Source organism: Tropicimonas marinistellae (assembly GCF_001509585.1).
Taxonomy (GTDB): domain Bacteria; phylum Pseudomonadota; class Alphaproteobacteria; order Rhodobacterales; family Rhodobacteraceae; genus Tropicimonas; species Tropicimonas marinistellae.
In genome coordinates, this window is sequence record NZ_LNCI01000005.1 from 275195 (window position 1) to 292605 (window position 17411).

Here is a 17411-nt window from a genome sequence, read left to right on the forward strand (position 1 = left end):
TTTCATAAGCCGAGACCGAATACGAACGAGCCGCTGGCTGTCGTTGCCCGACCCAGCCCCCGGTCTCCATGTCACCATGCAGTTCGTCCGAGTTCAGCTGCAGCGGAGACGTCGCAACTAGCGTTTCCGATCCAGCAGTTCCGCCTCAGGGTAGATCGGCCGGTATATTTCGACCCGGTCCCCTTCCTTCACCGGTGCGGTGAGCTTTGCGACCGTTCCGAAGATGCCGACCTTGTTTTTTTCGAGGTCGATTTCCGGGAATTGCTGCAAGAATCCGGAACGCTCGATCACGTCGCGCACCGTGGATCCGTCCGGCACGTCGATCCGGATCCACATCTGGGAGGATTGCTTGGCGAATGCCACACCCACGTTCATGCTGCCCCATCTCCTTCGGTGCTCGGCTGCAGAACGCCTGCGGCTGTGAAAATCCTGCTGTGCGTTGGTTCACTTTCCGCGCCGCGTGGTTTGTTGCCCTGACGGGCGTCGATCATTGCCTTCAACGCCAGCAGGATGCCCAGCATGATGAATCCCCCCGGCGGCAGGACCAGCAAGAGGAACCCCGAGTATTCGGGGATCACGGAGACTTCCAGGAAGCCGAAGTGTTCGCCCAGAAGCAGTGGCGCGTTCGCGAATAATGTGCCGGAGCCGAGTACTTCCCGCGTTGCTCCCAGCACCACCAATGCCGCAGTGAACCCGACGCCCATCATCAGGCCGTCAAATGCTGCCGGCAGGACCTTCTGCCTCGACGCGAACGCCTCCGCGCGGCCGAGAATGGCGCAATTGGTGACGATGAGCGGGATGAAGAGACCAAGTTGCTTGTGCAGGTCGTGCAACCAGGCGTTCATCGACATGTCGACCACGGTCACGATACAGGCAATGATCAGGACGAACGCTGGAATGCGAATTTCCGGTGTGATCGCCTGCCGTAGCAGCGACACCACGACACCCGACAGAACCAAGACCACAAGCGACGCCAATCCCATGCCGAGACCGTTGGTCGCCGTTCCGGTGACAGCCAGAAGCGGGCAAAGCGCAAGGAGCTGGCCGAAGACGACATTGTTGTCCCATATCCCGTTTCGCGCGATCGATACATAATCCTGTGTCATTGGCTACCTGTCTCCTCGGCCGATAGGAGTGTGTCCCGATTGCGCGCGTAAAATTCGAGCCCGCGATGAATTGCGTCCACCACGGCGCGCGGCGTAATGGTCGCGCCGGAGAATTGGTCGAACTGGCCGCCGTCGCGCTTCACCTTCCACCCCTCCGGACCGGGGTTCGAGAGCGAGAGGCCTGCAAAGCCGTGAATCCAGTCCGACTTCGCCTCCTCGATCTTGTCGCCGAGTCCCGGCGTTTCGGCATGGGCCAGAACGCGCACGCCCAGTAACTCCCCGTTCGGGTCGATCCCGAGCAAAACACGGATCGCGCCACCGTATCCTTGCCCAGTCATCTCGAATGCCACGCCCGTCGGCGTGCCGGCACGGCGCGCGACGTAGACTGTCACGGCCCCGGCCTCCGCATCCGTGACGGTCATAGCGCCGTCGGTCATCGCATTGTCATGGATCTCGTCCGGAACAACCTGCGCGAGCGATGCATAGAGATCCTCTCTCCCACGGTCGGCGATCGGTCCGCGTGTGACAATGTCGACAAGCGAGAGTATCAACGCCGTGGCGAGGCAGAAGAGCGCGAGCAGGACGCCGTGTGCCGCCGGAGACTCGCGCAGAACCGAAGCCATACCATCCGTTCGGGGGTTTGTGTCGGTATTCAGCGTGGGCGAGTGATCGGTCATTGCCGCGCCCCTTTGGGAAGTTCCAGAGGCCGCCCCTTGCGGTCCCGCCCGAATATGCGTGGCCGCGTGTATGTATCAATGACCGGTGTGCAGGCGTTCATCAACAGCACCGCAAAGGCTGCGCCCTCGGGGAAGGCGCCCCAAGTGCGGATGATCACGATCAGAAGGCCCGTCCCGGCGCCGTATATCAACTGCCCCAGTCCCGAAACCGGCGATGTCACGTAATCGGTCGCGATAAAGAAGGCACAGAGCATCAACCCGCCGGAGGCGAGGTGCCAGAGCGGCGAGGGGTAACTCATGGGATCGAGCAGGTGCAGGGCAGCCGACAAGCCACCTGCGGACAGCAGCAGCGCAAAGGGCGTTTGCCAGCGGATCACGCGCATGGCGATCAAAAGGCAGCCGCCGAGGAACAACAAGAGCGCGCTCGTCTCGCCGAGGCTGCCCGGCACATGGCCGAATGCGAGGCTGCGCAGCGGGAAGGTCTCCGCCATAATGTCGGTCAGGTGGCGCCCACCGTCCAGTCCGGCCGCCACGAAACCGAGCGTCGTCGCCCCGCTCACCGCGTCGATGTCGCCGCTGCCGCCGAAGGTGATCGTCAGCGCCTCCCAAAACTCCGGCGCGCCCGGCTCTCCGAATGGCGGGGGCAGAACCCAGGTCGTCATCTGGACCGGCAAAGCCACGAGCAGCATCGCACGGGCGACCATCGCCGGGTTGAACATGTTCTGACCCAACCCGCCATAGACATGCTTTCCAAGCCCGATGGCAATGAAAGCCCCAACCGTTCCGACCCACCACGGCGCCCAGGGAGGCAGGGTCATCGCCAGCAGCCAGCCGGTGAGGATCGCGGAACCGTCGAAAAGGTAGATCGACACCGGACGCCGAGCCAGAAGAAGGCAAATTGCCTCGGCGATGAGCGCGCTTGCCACGGTTACGGCAAAAAGCAGGATCGCCGGCCAGCCGAACTGGTAGAAGCCGAGCGCCGTTGCCGGCGACAGGCACACCATGACCGAAACCATAGTCTGAGCGACGGAAAACTTGGAATGGGCATGGGGCCCGCTGACAATTGCACCGCCGGTCATTCGGCAGCCTCCTGCGGGGGCGGCCCCGCGGTCTGAGCATCCGTGCCGGCATTGGAGGTTTTCTCCGTTGCCGCTGCCTCGGCCTGCCGCGCTTTTTCTTCTGCCTGTCGCTTCTTCTTTGCTGCCTGTTCGGCCTTGCGCCTGGCCATGGCTTTCCGCTTGGCGTCCGCGATCGCTTCCATGCGCGCGGTACGTGCCTCTGCCAGGCGTTTGGCCTCCTCCTGCTGGTGCTTTTGGCTCTGCTTCGCCGCCAGACGCCCCTTGGCGTAGTTGAACCCCTGCACAAGCTGGATGTTCGACGGACAATTGAAGGAACAGGAGCCGCAGGAGACGCAGTCGAGCAAGCCTGTCTCCACCGCGCCATCGAGATCACCGGCATGGATGCGTGCGTGCATCTCCATGGGCATCAGGCCGCAGGGACAAACCTTGATACAGCCGCCGCAGCGGATACATGGCATGGCCTCATGTCGCCGGGTTTCGGCGGCCTCCAGCGCAAGGATGCCGTTGGTGCCCTTGATCACCGGCACACGCAGGCTCTGGATCGGCAGGCCCATCATCGGCCCGCCGAGGATCAGGCGGTCCGGCGTTCCGGTCAGGCCGCCGCAGTGATCGAGGATCTCCGAGACCGGCGTGCCAATCAGAACTTCCACATTGGCCGGGCGCTTCACGCCGAAACCGGAGACGGTGAGTACGCGGGAGATCAGCGGCTCGCCGTATCGTACCGCCTTGTGGACAGCATGTGCCGTCGCCGCGTTGTGCACAACGACCCCGAGTTCCGCAGTCAGGGCGCGCGCCGGAGTCTCAAGCCCCGTCACGGTCTGCACCAGGTGCTTTTCGGAGCCCATCGGATACAGCGTCGGCACTCGGACCACGCGCGCTTCCGGACCGACAGCAAAGATATGCCGCCGGATGGCCTCGATCGCCTGCGGCTTATTCCCCTCGATGGCGACGATCACCTTGGTGATGCCAAGGGCGCGCGCCATGATGCGGATACCATCCACGACCTCTTCACTCCGTTCGCGCAATAGCCGGTCGTCACAGGTGAGATAGGGTTCGCATTCGGCCCCGTTGATGATCAGCGTGTGCAGCGGATAGCGCTCCCGCAGAGTGAGCTTGACCGCCGCGGGGAATGTCGCCCCGCCCATGCCGACAATGCCGGCCTCCATCACCCGCTGGGCGATTTCGGCGGGATCGGCGTCCTCGGGGCGCATCCGCGGCATGTGTGGTCCCCAGCGATCTTCGCCGTCCGGACGGATCGTGATCGTTGCCACCGGCAGACCGGAGGGGTGCGGGGCCGCGAATTGTCCCACGGCGATCACCCGGCCCGATGTCGGCGCATGAACATGTGCCGAAACCGCTCCCCGCGCCTTTCCGATGAGCTGCCCCTTCAGCACCTGATCATCGCGTTTGACGAGCGGTACCGCCTCCGCGCCGATATGCTGCTGCAGCGGTACGCGGACAAGCGACGGGAGCGGCATGGTCTCGATGGCGCATTCGGCGGCCAGATACTTGCGGGTTTCCGGGTGGACGCCGCCACGGATGCCGAAGTTGCCACCGTAGCGTTTCAGGGAAGCGAGGGAGAACAATTGCATTGACGGGGTTCCTCAGGCAGCCGAACCGACGCTTGCATCCGGTTTTGGCCAGTGCCAGTTGCGCAATGTCCGGGGTTTGCTACGGAGGATGATCGCCTCCGTCGGGCAGACCTCCACGCAGGCGTCACACCCGATGCAAGCGTCGTTGATGACGGTATGGATCTGCTTCGCCGCGCCGATAATCGCGTCTGTCGGACATCGCTTGAAGCATTTTGTGCAGCCGGTGCAATGGTCTTCGAAGATGAAAGCCACGATCGGTTCCTCGTGCGCCTCCTCCATGCCCGACAGATCGGCCGCGGCGTCCGCGCCGACGATCTCCGCCAATTGCACGGCCACCTCGCGCCCGCCCGGAGGACACATCGTGACCGGCGCCGATCCGTCCGCCACCGCCTCGGCTGCACCGTGGCATCCCGCGAACCCGCATTGGCCGCAATTCGTGCCGGGCAGGACGGTTTCGATTTCATCGACGACCGGAGGGGTTTCCACGTGAAAGCGGCGCGCGGCAAACCCGAGGATCGTGCCGAAACCGAGCCCGAGAACGGTCATCGTGGCGATTGCGAAGATCACGAAAGCTCTCCCAAGGGGTTAGTTTGCGACGAGGCCGGCGAAGCCCATGAAGGCCATGGACAGAAGCCCGGCAGTGACGAAGGCGATAGGCGGCCCCTGAAACGGTCCCGGAACGGCGAGCCGGGCCATGCGCTCGCGCATCCCCGCGAACAGGACCATCACGAGGGTAAAGCCCAGGGCCGAGCCGAACCCGTAGAGCAGGCTCTCGGCGAAGGAGTGCTGTTCCTGGATGTTCAGCAACGCGACGCCCAGAACCGCGCAATTCGTGGTGATCAACGGCAAATATATCCCGAGAGCACGATAGAGCCCGGGCGAAACCTTGCGGATCAGGCTCTCGGTAAACTGCACGATGGTGGCGATCACGAGAATGAAGCTGAGTATCCGCAGGAACTCCAAGCCCAGCGGCATCAGGATCAGCACCTCGACGGCCCAGCTCGTTGCGGCGGCCAGTGTCAGGACGAAGGTCGTGGCGAGCCCCATGCCAACGGCGGCATCCACCTTGCGTGAAACGCCCATGAAGGGGCAAAGACCCAGGAATTTGACCAACACCACGTTGTTCACCAGAGCTGTGCCCAGGAGGATGACGAGGTAGTGTTCCATTCCGTTTCTACGCTCCGATTTCGTCATGGCGTTCATGCCCCGAGCATTTGAGACGCGGCTACAGGGCAATGGGGACGGTCAGTCCAAGCAATCGCCGTGCCATCCGCTCCAGCCCCCCGGCCTGCGGATAGTCGCGCCTCAGCCTTTTCAGGCCAGCGCCCTCTGGCGAGCGCTGTCGCAGCTCACATGACCCTGATACCGCGAAGCTTGCTCACCCATGCCACCGCGCCCGCGCATATGCTGAAGCGCGCCGGCCTCCCGGTGCGTGGTCGAATGGCGTGCGCCATTTCCGCTTTGCCAAGAAGGGTCGGCCGCGCCGCACGCCCTCAGGGTCGCATTTCCGACAATTGTCGGAATGCCGTCATGCCCGTGGAGGGCGCCAGCCCCGCGTTGCTGCCCGACCTGCATGAATTTCGTTCATTGGAGCGTTGACGCGCGCCTGGCGTGAGCCCGATTGATGCCCGCGCTTGGCACGCTCCTTGCTTGGTCACTCAAAGTAACGGTGGGTACGAAACCGCACCGAACAGACGGACCAGAAACCCGACGCAGGACAGGACGCTGCCATTGCCGCCGCTCACTACCTCCGACCGACAGGCGCTCGGCAACCCGAGATCGACAGCTTCTCCCCTGCCGGTATCCGTTACCGACCGCGTACAGTGGATCGGCGCGCTCGACCCGCAGCTTCGTAACTTCGACATCATCCTGCGCACGGCCAATGGAACCAGCTACAATGCCTATGCCGTGCGCGGCAGCAACGGTGTGGCAGTGATCGATACGGTCAAACAGGAGTTCACGGAAGCGTTTCTAGCCCGGCTCGAGGCCGCCGCTGGCTACGACGAGATCACGACGCTCGTGCTCAATCACCTTGAGCCGGACCATACCGGCGCGGTTCCGGAGTTGCTGGAACGCGCGCCCCATGTCGAAATCTGCGTCTCGCCGCGTGGCGTGCAAGTCCTGCGCGCTTTGCTGAAGGACCGTTTCGACGAGTATTCGGTCAGGGTTGTCCGCACTGGGGACACGATTTCACTGGGCGACCGGACCCTGCGGTTCCTGACCACGCCCTACGTGCACTGGCCTGACACCCAATGCACCTATCTCGAAGAGCAGGACCTTCTATTCACCTGCGATCTCTTCGGCTGCCATTTCTGCGACGAGCGGCTCTTCAACGACCAGGTCGGCGATTTTCGCTTCTCGTTCGAATATTACTTCGAACACATCATGCGGCCATTCAAGCGCTACGTGATCGAAGCGCTGGACCTGATCGAACCGCTCGACATCGCGATGATTGCGCCCAGCCACGGGCCAATTCTGCGCTCTCATCCGCGCGAATACATCACCCACTACCGGCGCCTCGTTAAGAAACGGCTGGCGAGCGAAGTCGGAGAACAGAAATCGCTCCTGATCTTCTACGTCAGCGCTTACGGGGCAACTGCTCAAATGGCCTATGCGGTTTATGCCGGTGCGGCAGAGAACGCGGGCGTTCGGGTGTCGCTTTTCGACCTTCAGGTTGGCGAAGTCACCCCCTTCGTTGACCTGATCGAAGAGGCCGATGGGCTGGCCTTTGGCACGCCAACGATCAATGGAGATGCGGTCAAGACTGTCTGGGATCTGCTGGCAGGCCTGGTGGACATTGACACGAAAGGCAAGCTCGGCGCGGCCTTCGGCTCCTACGGATGGACCGGCGAGGCGGTGGCGATGGTCGAAGCCCGGATGCAGGGGCTGAAGATGCGCGTTCCCGAGAAGGGCCTCAAGATCAAGCTGCACCCAACGGAAGAGGAGCTGGAGTGTTGCCGAGACTTCGGTCGTCGGCTCGCAGCACAGCTGACCGGCACGGCCGAGCCACGGGAAATCGACTTCGCGGATCTCACATGAATTTCCTCACCCAGTCCGCCACCGAAAGGAGCCAGACATGGCCCACGCAAAACTGACCTTCGCCGACGTCTCGCTGACAGTAAATGTGCCCTCGGGCACCCGCATCATCGAGATTTCGGAAAAGGTGGGCGCCGGCATCACGTATGGTTGTCGCGAGGGCGAATGCGGCACCTGCCTGACGCGGATCGAGGACGGCGCGGAGAACCTCTCCGAACCCTCGGTTCTGGAACAGCGCGTCCTGAAGGAAAACCTCGCCGGACGAAACGACCGCCTGGCCTGCCAGTGTCAGGTGCTGTCCGGCGAGATCAGGGTCCGACCAGCCTAGAGCGGCAGTTCAATTCTCCCCCGCGCCTCGGGCGATTTGCCCGCCGCGCGCCTCCCACCAGCCAGACACGGCTCCGGCCGTCCCCAGCGAAAGGAAATTCCCATGGCTATGCAAATTGTCGGCGATCTCTGCACCTCTTGCGGCGATTGCGAACCGGTCTGCCCGACCAGCGCAATCATCCCGCAGAAGGGCGTTTTCTTCATAAAGGCGGATATCTGCACGGAATGCGAACCGGACCACGACATCCCCCAATGCCTGAGTGTCTGTCTGGAAGACGGATGCATCATTCCCGCCGAATGAGCCAGGTGCCGCACCCCGAAGCCGAAACCGGCGCCACTTGTGGGACCCTCTCCCCGCAGGACGGCGTGCTGCGGCAGCGACTTCGCGTGGCAGACGTCACCGACCGCGAGATCTTGCTCGCGGGGGTGCGGACGACCGGCTGTTCCGGTTGCGCGGCGCGCACGGGGTGCGGTGCGGCGGCTTTGGCCGATGCGCTTGACGCAGACAACCGGATTCGCTTGCCGCGCTCCGTGCCCGTCGCCGTCGGCGACGAGGTGGTCGTCGCAATGCATGGCCGTGCCTTTCTTGGTGCGGCCGCACGGGCCTACCTGCTGCCGTCATGCGCATTGGCCGGAGCGGCTGCAATAGCTGTCGTGTTCAACTTGCCGGACGCCGCAACGGCAGCACTTTGCCTGCCTGCGCTCGCGCTTTCCTTGCTTCCCCTCCATCTGGCCGACCGGCGAGAACGGAGCAATTCCGCGCTCTGGATCGAAAAGGCCGTCGACGCTCCGGACGGCCAGGGATGACGCCGGCCCCGATCCGCGGGCCGTGGCTTGCCCCGGCAGCCGTGTTGCTATGCCTTTCCATAGGTCTTGCCAGCGTGTTCCTCCCGCGCCGCGGCCCCGTGGTTCACAGTGAAACGCTCTTTGTTTTCGGGACGCTGGTCGAAGTCGTAATCTACGGCGAGACACCAGACCGGGCCAAAGCGGCAACTGCCGCTCTGGATCGCGCGTTCCGGCGGTATCACCAGGATTGGCACGCCTGGCGGCCGGGGGAGCTCGGTCGGCTCAACGCAGCAATTGCGCGCGGTGAATCGCAGGTTGTCTCCCCGGAGCTGGCCGCGCTGCTACGGCGCGGCCAAGCCCTGTCGACCGCCAGCGGCGGGCTTTTCGAACCCGCGATTGGCAGGTTGATCGCCCTCTGGGGCTTTCATGACGACACCCTCCCAACGGGCCCACTGCCCGATCCGGCCGCCATCGACCGGCTGGTGCAGGCGACGCCGCGCATAGCGGACCTCCGTTTCGACGGAAATCTCGTCCGCTCGCTCAATCCGGCGGTGCAACTGGATCTTGGAGGTTACGCCAAGGGGGCAGCGCTGGATCTGGCGGCTGATGCGCTTGCGCGGGCGGGCATCCACGACGCGGTGCTCAACGCGGGTGGCGACCTCAACGTCCTGGGTACCCGCGGGGCGCGGGAATGGCGCGTGGCGATCCGCGACCCCTACGGTTGGGGCGCGGTGGCTGCGCTGAACGTTCACCCCGGCGAAGTCGTCTACACTTCTGGCAATTACGAGCGGTTTCTGGAGCAGGATGGTGCGCGCTACTCTCATATTCTGGACCCGCGCACCGGATGGCCGGTGCAGGAGATCGTCTCGGCCACCGTGCTCGACACCGATGGGGCGCGCGCCGATGCCGCGGCCACCGCGCTCAGCGTCGCCGGCCGGGACGCATGGATGGATGTGGCGCGCGCGATGGGTGTGAAAATGGCCCTGTTGATCGACGCCGACGGACGCCTTCTGGCAACGCCGGCCATGGCGGAGCGGCTGGAAGCCACGTCCCCCGCCCAGAGCGACGGGCGCGCGGCCCTTCCAACCACAACCGTGGCGCTTTCGGGCGCGCCCGCGTGGAACTGATTAACTGCGCGGCATTGCGTCGTCGCTTTTCCGACCGCCCTGCGTGTCGGTATGCGCGGTCAATTGGCGGAACCGAGGGAGCGGCCAACCGACCGTGGCGGCACACTAATTGCTGGGAAAAACCCAGCGATCCGACACCCGCGACCGAGACAGACGTCCAAACACGAGGTTTCCATGCACACGCCCAGCCGCCGCCGCTTCCTGCAATACTCACTCGGTGCGATGGCACCGCTCGCTGGCGCGACGTTCGCGACACGCGCGCTTGCGTCCACGCCCTGTGTGATCATCGGTAGCGGTCCGGCGGGAGCCGCAGCGGCTCTGGCGTTGCGGGCCGCGGCGCCCGGGACCCCTGTTACGATGGTCGAACGCGATCCCAGACGGCTTATGGCGCGCGGCGAGACGCAATCCTCCCCGTTTCATCGCCCGGCTCCGTCCGTGCGCCATCTGGACCTCCAGACTGCCGGTGTCGAGTTGCTGCTCGACGAAGTCGCGACCGTGGATTGGTCCGCAGGACAGGTCGCCTTGCTGTCCGGCCGCCGGCTTGACTTCGAGCGTCTTGTTCTTGCAACCGGAAGCGCGCCACGCCCGGAGGCGATTGCCGGTTACGACCGCCGCACCCCGCATCTTTGGCCGGCCGCATGGGGGAGCGCCCGCGAAGCCCGGCGATTGACCGCGCAACTCGCCGCCCTGCCCCCACGCGGCCATGTGGTGCTCCGCCTGCCCGCCGATGCCGCCGGCGCACCGGAGGTCGCCGCCGCGCGTGCGCTGGTCCTGGCACGGTATCTTGCGCGGCACAAACCCTCTGCACGACTGACCGTTCTGGACGCCGCAAAGAACTCGGCCACGGCCCGGATCGTTTCGGCGCACCGGCAGCCCGAAGACCGGATGGATTGGTTTGGACCGGGTGCCGGCGGGAGCGTACGCGCCATTGATGCCCCCCGCGGTCTGATCGAGACCGATGCCGGCGCGCTGCGGGCCGATGCGGTCAACTTCGTCGTTCCGCAACGAGCCGCCGATGTGGCACGAAACGCCGGACTGGTCGACTCCAGCGGATGGTGCCCCTGTGAACCCGATGGCCGTTCGGTACTGAACCCGGCCGCAATCGTTCTGGGCGACGCGCGGAAATCTGCCCGCCGTACGCTCGCCGACGCCGTCGCACAGGGGCAGACCGCCGCGCGGGCCATACTTGCCGCGTGAGTGCACCGACGAAAAACACGAAAGGCATAGCCGCCTTTCGTGTTGCTGCATCACGTCGCTTGACCGGTTTTCACGTCAGCGTCAGGAGCCTCCGGGCGTGCCAGTGAAGCTGACACGAACATCCTCGTGGCGGGCGATGTATTGGCACGCCAAACGAAAGCGCGGCGGCATATCGCGGACTTCGGCATCCTCGATCTCTTCGGCGCTCAGCACTTGCAGTTCTTTCAGCCGCGCCTTCTCTTTCTCCGTCAAAGCCATGCCCATCTTCGGCTTGTCTTCGACGTAGCTGACCTCGATCAGGCAGGAGCCGCAATTCCCGTCCCGGCACTCAAAAGGGATCGGAATCTTGTGCTCGTCAGCGAGTGCAAGAATGGTCTTGGTGTCGCCGGCGACCGCGTAGACTGTCTTGTCCCGATGCATGATGGGAGAGGTGAAGGTGATGTTTGCCATCTGGATAGATCCTTTCGGATGTGTCTGTGGGGAGATCTGCCTCAGATTTGCCGCCCCCCGGAGTTTCGGCTGGCGGGTGCCCGCGCACGCGCCCGCCGGGTACTCCAAGCAAACCCCATGCCATGCCTTTTGCGCCCCGATATGCGGCTCGACCGGCTGCGATGTCGCAACTGCGACACGCTTTGTGCCGATGCAGACGATGAACAGGGACGGCAATCAGGCCGCGGCAGCTTCCTTCCGACGTTGATAGGAAGACGCGATGCCCAGGACGCCGCGGAACTTTGCGACCGTTCGCCGGGCGATCTTCACACCTTCGCGCGCCGCGATCTCCGCAATCTCGGTGTCGCTCAACGGCCGGTCTGGATTCTCGTCGCCGATTATCCGCCGCACGAGATCGAGAACCGCGTCCTGTGACTGGGATTCGCCGTTCTCACCGGCAGAAAAAGTGCGACTGAAGAATGCCTTGAGCGGCAGAGCACCGTTTGGCGTGTCAATCAGCCGGCCCGCAATGGCCCGGCTGATCGTGCTGGGGTGGAGTTCCAGCGCTTCCCCGATGTCGCTGAGCGAGAGCGGCTGCAGCGCTCCGGCCCCCTTTTCAAGGAACGCATGCTGACGCGCGACAATGGCCGTCGCGGTTTGCAGTAACGTCGTCTGCCGGCGCAGCAGCGCACCGGCAAGCCAGCGCGCCTCGGACAGCGCCTGCGCCCTGTACCGCCGTGTCTCAGCATCGACAACTTGCGCCCGCGTGGCGGCGTCAACACTGATTGCCGGCAACGTCGAGCGGTTCAGTTCCACCTGCCATTTGCCGTTCACGCGGCGTACAGTCAGGTCCGGAGGAAAGACCGGAGGCCGATCATCGCTGAAACTCAGCCCGGGCTTGGGGTCGAACCTCCGCAGCGTGGCGGCGATGTCCGGGATGTCATCGGGTTCGCAATCGCAGATTTCCGCCAGCTCCGCCGTCCGTCCCTCGGCCAGAAGCGGCAAATTCTCGATCAGTGCCTCCAACTCCCACGTCAGGAGATCCTCCTCCTCCGCCTGGAGGCGCAGGCATTCTGAAAGCGAACGGGCGAAAAGACCGGTCGGCTCAAACGCCTGCATCGATCGGAGCACGGATTGCACCACCTCGACCGGCACGCGGTTGCTCAGCGCGACGCCTTGCAGATCCGACGTCATCCAGCCGCTCGGCTCCAGCATCTCCAGAAGATCATAGGCAATCGCCCGCAGGCGTGACGCATCGAAGGCGAGGTCGATCTGATCAGCAATATGGGCGAACAGGCTGGGGCGATCTGCGCTGAGCGCGGCGATCCTGTCCCAATCCTCCGCACTGGCCCCGAGACCGCCGCCGCTTGGCAGGCGGAGATCCACATAGGGGTTTTCGACGTATTTTTCTGCCAGAAAGTCGCTGAGATCGGCGTTGTTCATTTGCAGGATGCGCAAGCTTGCCTGCATCCGCTGTGTCATTGCCAGCGTCGTTCTCGTCTCTAGCGTCTGTGCCAGCTGCATGGGCTGCCTTCCCGGTCCGTCGACCCTGTACCTCGTCTCCCTGCGGCGCCGCTATCCTGCCTTGAGCATATCGGCCGGCGCGGCGATGTGCCCACGCAGATAGGGGCTGGGATGGGGTGAAATGTCGGCAATCGCCCCATTCTTGAGCGTCACCACGATGTTTGCCAATCGTCGTATCTCTTCCGGGGCATGGCTGATGTAGATCATCGGTGTCCCGGTGCGCGCATGTAGGCTTTCGAGCAGCAAGAGAACCTCCTCGCGAAGCACTGGATCGAGCGCTGAAACGGGTTCATCCAGCAGGAGCAACTGCGGTTGCGCCATGAGCGCGCGACCGATGGCGACGCGCTGGCGTTCGCCACCTGACAGCCGAGCGGGTCTCCGGCCAAGCAAGTGGCGGAGCTGTAGGGTATCGACAACCTCCTGAAGCAAGCCATCCGACCCCTTTGGCGCACCGAAGAGCAAGTTGCGCCGCACGGTCATGTGCGGAAAGAGCAACCCGTCTTGAAACACGAGCCCGATGCCGCGCCGCGCCGGTGGCACGTTGGTGGCATCGTCGGAATCAAACAAAGTTCGCCCGCCGATCCGGATGTGGCCCCTATCGGGGGGCTCGTGCCCGGCGAGAAGCGAGACTAGCGAGCTTTTCCCGGAACCCGACGGGCCGATAAGTCCGATGATGCCGGCTGCGGGCAATTCTGCTTCGATATCGAGCAGAAACTCGCCCTGGCGCTTGGTAATCGCGATGTCGATCATGCCTGTGGCTCCCAGGTCATACGCCGGGCGACGGCCTCGGAGGCAAAAAGCGCGGCACCAGCCAGCAGGATAGACAGAAGGCATAAACGCGCCGCGGCGGCATCTTCTCCCGGAACCTGCGTCACAGTGAACAACGCAAGCGGTAGCGTTTGGGTGTGGCCGGGGATATTGGCCGCGAGCGTGATTGTCGCTCCGAACTCGCCCACGGCGCGGGCGAAGGCCAGTGTCATGCCCGTCAGGATACCTGGCGCCAGCATCGGCAGGGTGACGGTTGCGAAAATGCGCGCCTCGCCGGCGCCGAGGCTGCGCGCCGCCTTTTCCAGCCGTTTGTCGGCGGCTTCGGCCGCTTGCCGGATCGACCGTAGCAGCAGCGGAAATGAGACCACCGCACAGGCAACAATCACGCCGGTCGTGCTGAAGGCCACACGGATCCCGAATTGTTCCATCAGCGGCCCGCCGATCACTCCCTTTCGGCCGAAAAGCAATAAAAGCAGGTAGCCGATGACGACCGGTGGGAGGACGAGCGGCAGATGCAGAAACGCGTTGAGCAATGCATGGCCAGGAAACCGGCGCCGCGCCAGCAACCACCCCAGAGCCAGGGCAAGTGGCAGGCTGAACAATACCGCCAGAACAGAGGCGCGAAGACTGAGCGCGAGCGCTTGCCACTCCATTTCGGACAGAACCCAGGTCATTCCGCCGCCTCGCCATCAATTGCCTCGAAGCCGAAGGATTCGAATATCCGTTGGCCATTCTCCCCGGTCAGGCAGGCAAGCACCCTTTCTGCAGCGTCGGGTTCACCGCCCTGCCCGACGGGCGCGATCAGGTAGTGTATGGGAGCGTGCGTATCGGCAGGGATTTCGGCCGCAATCTCCACCCCCGCAATCCCCGACGCGTCACTCCGATAGACCAGGCCGAGCGCGGCTTCGCCTCGCGAGACGGCGGCGACAGTCGAGATCGTATTCCGTGTTGGCAGCAACACGGGTTCGATGACGCGCCACAAGCCGAGGCTCACCAGGGCGTCTCGCCCGTACTGGCCGACCGGCGCAATACTCGGGTCTGCGACGGCGAAGAACGCGCTGGACAAACGTGCGTCCAGGCTCTCCCCGTCAAGATCGACCGGCCCCTCGCCCGTTGGAGCGATGAGTGACAAACGGTTGGAGATCAGGACGGTGACATCCCCCGGAGCGACGAGGCCGGCATCGACCATATAGTGCATCCATTTCGGGTTGGCGCTCAGGAACAAGTCCGCCGGCGCCCCTTCGGAAATCTGCCGGGCGATGCTTCCGGACGCTCCGTAGGAGACCACCGCCGACTGCCCACATTCCGCGAGCGCGGTATCGAGGGCAGCACGGGTCGACGCGGCGGCGAAGATCAGCGGGTCGGCCGCGACCGCGCCGCCGGCAGAGAGTGCGAACGCAGCGACAAGCACCGCGCCAGCACGCACCTTTCCGAAAAGATCCTGAAACACCTTGGCCCCCGCTCAGTCAGCCGCCAGACCAATCTGATCGATACTGACGAAACGCGCGGCCTGTTCCGCGGCTTTGTCGGTGAAGACCTTGAAGACCTTTTCCTGTAACGGCGTCGACTCGACAAAATCCATGTAGGCGCGTTTCAGGTGCTGCCGGGTCGCGAGGAAGATTTCCTCCTCGTCATAGCCGTTGAAATTGGTGCTGCGCAGGTATTGCCCCATGCGTTTCATGATATGCAGCCGCGAGACATTCAGGACCTCCTGCTCGAAGGGCAGCAGCAGGTAGGTGAAGATGTCTTCGGCAGAGGAAAGGCTGGCGATGTGCGAGATCACGCCGTTTTCTTCGTAGCTGGTCGTCATGGCTTTCTCCTGTTGGTCGGTTGCGGTTGATGATTTCAGTGCCGGCAATTTGCCGGACGGGTCTTCTTGGGGTCGCCCACGGGCGGGACCGGACCTTGGCGGGCGTTCAGACGTGCTTCCAGGAAGGCCACCCGGTCGGCGAGCCTTGCCAATGCGCGTCCCACGGGGTCAGGCATCAGGTGGTGGTCGAGATTGACGCGGAACGGGTCGCGCGACGGCTTGGCCTCTGTTCGCACGATCCGCGCGGGAATGCCGATGACGGTTGCCTCGTCGGGAACATCGGAGACAACCACCGAATTGGCGCCGACCCGGACGCGCGCACCGATGGTAACCGGGCCGAGGATCTTGGCCCCCGCCCCGACCATGGCGCCGTCCCCAAGGCTCGGATGCCGTTTGCCGGGCGACCATGAAACGCCGCCCAACGTCACCCCGTGGTAAAGGGTGACGTCGGCACCAACCTCGGCTGTCTCGCCGATCACTACGCCAGCGCCGTGGTCGATGAAGAATCCGGGGCCAATGGTGGCGCCGGGGTGAATGTCGATGCCCGTAGCCGCCCGCGTCAGATAGGACAGGAAACGCGCTGGAAACCGCAATCCGTGCCGCCACAGCACATTCGCGACGCGGTAGGCAAAGGTCGCGTGCAAGCCCGGGTAGCAGAGAGCGATTTCCACCGCGCCGCGGGCAGCCGGGTCACGAGCCCGGATCGCGGCGAAATCGCGCGCGACGAGGGAGCGGAACCCCTCGCTCACGCCGCGTTGCCCTGCGCAGGATCACCCTTGACGACAGTAGGCCGAAGCATGCCGACGAGCATGGCCAAGTCGTCCGGCCCGGCCGGCCGCTTGAACTCGTTCGCCCAGATCCGCAGCAGCGGGATCAACGCGCTCGCGGTGCCAACCTCATGCGGCAGACCGGCATCGTGAAGCGCCTTGCAGAGCCCCGCAAGCCCGGAATGCTTGCCGACCACCAGCCGATGGGTGCGGCCAAAACGGTCCGGGGCGATCACCTCCGCCTCATAGGTGCGTCGGTCCTTCAACAGGCCATCGACGTGGATACCGGCCTCGTGTGTGAAGGCGTATTCTCCCACAATCGGCTTGGAGGCGGGTAGCGGACGGGCCGAGGCTCCGGCCACAAGAGCAGACAGTGATGGCAGATCCCTGAGTACGATCCCGGTTGCCACGCCAGAGGCTTCCATCGCTGCCGAGACTTCTTCCAACGCGGCATTGCCCGCGCGCTCACCAAGCCCGTTCACGGTGACGGACAGATGCGTGGCGCCAGCCGCGGCGGCCACCAGCGTATTGGCGGTGGCCATGCCGAAATCGTTATGTGCGTGAAATTCCAGCGGCAGCGGGACCTGCCGTGTCAGCTCCGCCACCAGGCTGTGCGCGGCAAACGGGTTGAGAATGCCCAACGTGTCGGCCACCCGAAAGCGGACCGCACCGGCCCTTTGCGCGACATGGCCGAGTGCTCCGAGGAAGGCGGGATCGGTGCGGCTGGCGTCTTCGGCCCCCACCGACACTGTGAAACCGCGCGCAACGGCGGCCTCCAGAATGCGCCCGGTGTCCTCCAGAAGGTGCGCGCGGGTGGTTCTGAGCTTGCCCTCCACCTGACGGTCGGAGGTCGGAATAGCAACGTGCAGGCGTCTTACCCCCGTTTCGGCGGCCAGGTCGATGTCACCCAGTCGCAAGCGGGTCCAGACCACCGGGTCCGCCCGGCGCAGCTCGGCGCGGATTGCTCGGATATCGGCAATTTCATCGTGGCCCATCGCCGCCACGCCGACCTCGATCTCGGCCACGCCAACCGCATCCAGCGCGCGGGCGATGGCGCATTTCTCCTGTAGGGAAAATGCGACCCCCGCCGTTTGCTCCCCGTCCCTCAGCGTGGTGTCACAGATCGTTACCGCCTCGACGGGAGGGGCGAAGGGGAAGCTGAAACCGGCGGGGCTCATGGGCGCGT

The 17411-nt window shown here is 64.3% G+C and carries 21 protein-coding genes; 6 read left to right on the forward strand and 15 right to left on the reverse strand.

Going from position 1 to position 17411, the window contains the following annotated elements:
- Nucleotides 1–117: 117 nt before the first annotated feature.
- The 7 genes from ARC39_RS12420 to rsxA are packed head-to-tail and all read right to left on the reverse strand — an operon-like array spanning nucleotide 118 to nucleotide 5621.
- The gene (locus ARC39_RS12420) at nucleotides 118–375 is read right to left on the reverse strand and encodes an RnfH family protein (RefSeq protein WP_068114874.1); all 258 of its coding nucleotides are present in this window, start codon (nucleotides 373–375) and stop codon (nucleotides 118–120) included.
- Entirely contained in the window at nucleotides 372–1106 is a 735-nt protein-coding gene (locus tag ARC39_RS12425; protein ID WP_068114876.1) for an electron transport complex subunit E, read from the reverse strand. Before ARC39_RS12425 ends, ARC39_RS12420 begins: the two co-directional genes overlap by 4 nt.
- Nucleotides 1103–1783, reverse strand: a complete 681-nt coding sequence (gene rsxG / locus ARC39_RS12430; protein ID WP_236545248.1) for an electron transport complex subunit RsxG — start codon at nucleotides 1781–1783, stop codon at nucleotides 1103–1105. The genes ARC39_RS12425 and rsxG overlap by 4 nt, the downstream gene beginning before the upstream one ends.
- Entirely contained in the window at nucleotides 1780–2862 is a 1083-nt protein-coding gene (locus tag ARC39_RS12435; RefSeq protein ID WP_068114877.1) for an RnfABCDGE type electron transport complex subunit D, read from the reverse strand. Before ARC39_RS12435 ends, rsxG begins: the two co-directional genes overlap by 4 nt.
- On the reverse strand, nucleotides 2859–4454 hold the full coding sequence (gene rsxC, locus ARC39_RS12440; RefSeq protein WP_068114879.1) for an electron transport complex subunit RsxC: 1596 nt from the start codon (nucleotides 4452–4454) through the stop codon (nucleotides 2859–2861). The genes ARC39_RS12435 and rsxC overlap by 4 nt, the downstream gene beginning before the upstream one ends.
- A gap of 12 nt (nucleotides 4455–4466) precedes the next feature.
- Nucleotides 4467–5021, reverse strand: a complete 555-nt coding sequence (gene rsxB, locus ARC39_RS12445; protein ID WP_068114881.1) for an electron transport complex subunit RsxB — start codon at nucleotides 5019–5021, stop codon at nucleotides 4467–4469.
- A gap of 18 nt (nucleotides 5022–5039) precedes the next feature.
- Nucleotides 5040–5621: an electron transport complex subunit RsxA gene (gene rsxA, locus ARC39_RS12450; RefSeq protein WP_068114883.1), complete on the reverse strand. Its 582-nt coding sequence runs from the start codon at nucleotides 5619–5621 to the stop codon at nucleotides 5040–5042.
- 564 nt (nucleotides 5622–6185) lie between these two features.
- Here rsxA and ARC39_RS12455 point away from each other — a divergent pair.
- The 6 genes from ARC39_RS12455 to ARC39_RS12480 all read left to right on the forward strand — a co-directional run bounded on the left by ARC39_RS12455 (nucleotide 6186) and on the right by ARC39_RS12480 (nucleotide 10927).
- A complete protein-coding gene (locus ARC39_RS12455) occupies nucleotides 6186–7493 on the forward strand; it encodes an FprA family A-type flavoprotein (protein ID WP_497006548.1) in 1308 nt (435 codons plus the stop codon).
- Nucleotides 7494–7530: 37 nt separating this feature from the next.
- Nucleotides 7531–7818 carry a 2Fe-2S iron-sulfur cluster-binding protein gene (locus ARC39_RS12460; RefSeq protein WP_068114884.1) on the forward strand — a complete coding sequence of 96 codons (288 nt, stop codon included), beginning with the start codon at nucleotides 7531–7533 and terminating at the stop codon, nucleotides 7816–7818.
- A gap of 102 nt (nucleotides 7819–7920) precedes the next feature.
- Entirely contained in the window at nucleotides 7921–8118 is a 198-nt protein-coding gene (locus ARC39_RS12465; protein WP_068114886.1) for a 4Fe-4S binding protein, read from the forward strand.
- Nucleotides 8097–8624: a SoxR reducing system RseC family protein gene (locus ARC39_RS12470; RefSeq protein WP_161470964.1), complete on the forward strand. Its 528-nt coding sequence runs from the start codon at nucleotides 8097–8099 to the stop codon at nucleotides 8622–8624. Before ARC39_RS12465 ends, ARC39_RS12470 begins: the two co-directional genes overlap by 22 nt.
- Nucleotides 8621–9730: an FAD:protein FMN transferase gene (locus tag ARC39_RS12475; protein WP_068114890.1), complete on the forward strand. Its 1110-nt coding sequence runs from the start codon at nucleotides 8621–8623 to the stop codon at nucleotides 9728–9730. Before ARC39_RS12470 ends, ARC39_RS12475 begins: the two co-directional genes overlap by 4 nt.
- Before the next feature lie 174 nt (nucleotides 9731–9904).
- Nucleotides 9905–10927, forward strand: a complete 1023-nt coding sequence (locus ARC39_RS12480; protein WP_068114892.1) for an FAD-dependent oxidoreductase — start codon at nucleotides 9905–9907, stop codon at nucleotides 10925–10927.
- An 81-nt stretch (nucleotides 10928–11008) separates the two neighbouring features.
- Here the strand turns inward: ARC39_RS12480 and ARC39_RS12485 are convergent, their stop codons facing one another.
- The 8 genes from ARC39_RS12485 to nifV form a co-directional block, all read right to left on the reverse strand.
- The gene (locus ARC39_RS12485) at nucleotides 11009–11377 is read right to left on the reverse strand and encodes a 2Fe-2S iron-sulfur cluster-binding protein (RefSeq protein ID WP_068115194.1); all 369 of its coding nucleotides are present in this window, start codon (nucleotides 11375–11377) and stop codon (nucleotides 11009–11011) included.
- A 216-nt stretch (nucleotides 11378–11593) separates the two neighbouring features.
- Entirely contained in the window at nucleotides 11594–12880 is a 1287-nt protein-coding gene (gene rpoN / locus ARC39_RS12490) for an RNA polymerase factor sigma-54 (protein WP_068114894.1), read from the reverse strand.
- Between the two features lie 51 nt (nucleotides 12881–12931).
- Entirely contained in the window at nucleotides 12932–13630 is a 699-nt protein-coding gene (locus tag ARC39_RS12495; RefSeq protein ID WP_068114896.1) for an ATP-binding cassette domain-containing protein, read from the reverse strand.
- Complete coding sequence (gene modB / locus ARC39_RS12500) at nucleotides 13627–14322, reverse strand: molybdate ABC transporter permease subunit (RefSeq protein ID WP_068114898.1); 696 nt, start codon at nucleotides 14320–14322, stop codon at nucleotides 13627–13629. Before modB ends, ARC39_RS12495 begins: the two co-directional genes overlap by 4 nt.
- The gene (modA, locus tag ARC39_RS12505) at nucleotides 14319–15098 is read right to left on the reverse strand and encodes a molybdate ABC transporter substrate-binding protein (RefSeq protein WP_068114900.1); all 780 of its coding nucleotides are present in this window, start codon (nucleotides 15096–15098) and stop codon (nucleotides 14319–14321) included. The genes modB and modA overlap by 4 nt, the downstream gene beginning before the upstream one ends.
- A 12-nt stretch (nucleotides 15099–15110) precedes the next feature.
- Complete coding sequence (gene nifW, locus ARC39_RS12510; protein WP_078059231.1) at nucleotides 15111–15458, reverse strand: nitrogenase stabilizing/protective protein NifW; 348 nt, start codon at nucleotides 15456–15458, stop codon at nucleotides 15111–15113.
- Between the two features lie 35 nt (nucleotides 15459–15493).
- The gene (gene cysE / locus ARC39_RS12515) at nucleotides 15494–16207 is read right to left on the reverse strand and encodes a serine O-acetyltransferase (protein ID WP_068114901.1); all 714 of its coding nucleotides are present in this window, start codon (nucleotides 16205–16207) and stop codon (nucleotides 15494–15496) included.
- Entirely contained in the window at nucleotides 16204–17403 is a 1200-nt protein-coding gene (nifV, locus tag ARC39_RS12520) for a homocitrate synthase (protein ID WP_149866408.1), read from the reverse strand. Before nifV ends, cysE begins: the two co-directional genes overlap by 4 nt.
- Nucleotides 17404–17411 lie beyond the last annotated feature (8 nt).

What these genes read in the sequence shown, in the direction of transcription:
- ARC39_RS12420 (WP_068114874.1), bottom strand. Translation starts at nt 375, where the DNA reads ATGAACGTGGGTGTGGCATTCGCCAAGCAATCCTCCCAGATGTGGATC.
- ARC39_RS12425 (WP_068114876.1), bottom strand. Translation starts at nt 1,106, where the DNA reads ATGACACAGGATTATGTATCGATCGCGCGAAACGGGATATGGGACAAC.
- rsxG (WP_236545248.1), bottom strand. Translation starts at nt 1,783, where the DNA reads ATGACCGATCACTCGCCCACGCTGAATACCGACACAAACCCCCGAACG.
- ARC39_RS12435 (WP_068114877.1), bottom strand. Translation starts at nt 2,862, where the DNA reads ATGACCGGCGGTGCAATTGTCAGCGGGCCCCATGCCCATTCCAAGTTT.
- rsxC (WP_068114879.1), bottom strand. Translation starts at nt 4,454, where the DNA reads ATGCAATTGTTCTCCCTCGCTTCCCTGAAACGCTACGGTGGCAACTTC.
- rsxA (WP_068114883.1), bottom strand. Translation starts at nt 5,621, where the DNA reads ATGGAACACTACCTCGTCATCCTCCTGGGCACAGCTCTGGTGAACAAC.
- ARC39_RS12460 (WP_068114884.1), top strand. Translation starts at nt 7,531, where the DNA reads ATGGCCCACGCAAAACTGACCTTCGCCGACGTCTCGCTGACAGTAAAT.
- ARC39_RS12465 (WP_068114886.1), top strand. Translation starts at nt 7,921, where the DNA reads ATGGCTATGCAAATTGTCGGCGATCTCTGCACCTCTTGCGGCGATTGC.
- ARC39_RS12470 (WP_161470964.1), top strand. Translation starts at nt 8,097, where the DNA reads ATGCATCATTCCCGCCGAATGAGCCAGGTGCCGCACCCCGAAGCCGAA.
- ARC39_RS12475 (WP_068114890.1), top strand. Translation starts at nt 8,621, where the DNA reads ATGACGCCGGCCCCGATCCGCGGGCCGTGGCTTGCCCCGGCAGCCGTG.
- ARC39_RS12480 (WP_068114892.1), top strand. Translation starts at nt 9,905, where the DNA reads ATGCACACGCCCAGCCGCCGCCGCTTCCTGCAATACTCACTCGGTGCG.
- ARC39_RS12485 (WP_068115194.1), bottom strand. Translation starts at nt 11,377, where the DNA reads ATGGCAAACATCACCTTCACCTCTCCCATCATGCATCGGGACAAGACA.
- rpoN (WP_068114894.1), bottom strand. Translation starts at nt 12,880, where the DNA reads ATGCAGCTGGCACAGACGCTAGAGACGAGAACGACGCTGGCAATGACA.
- ARC39_RS12495 (WP_068114896.1), bottom strand. Translation starts at nt 13,630, where the DNA reads ATGATCGACATCGCGATTACCAAGCGCCAGGGCGAGTTTCTGCTCGAT.
- modB (WP_068114898.1), bottom strand. Translation starts at nt 14,322, where the DNA reads ATGACCTGGGTTCTGTCCGAAATGGAGTGGCAAGCGCTCGCGCTCAGT.
- nifW (WP_078059231.1), bottom strand. Translation starts at nt 15,458, where the DNA reads ATGACGACCAGCTACGAAGAAAACGGCGTGATCTCGCACATCGCCAGC.
- nifV (WP_149866408.1), bottom strand. Translation starts at nt 17,403, where the DNA reads ATGAGCCCCGCCGGTTTCAGCTTCCCCTTCGCCCCTCCCGTCGAGGCG.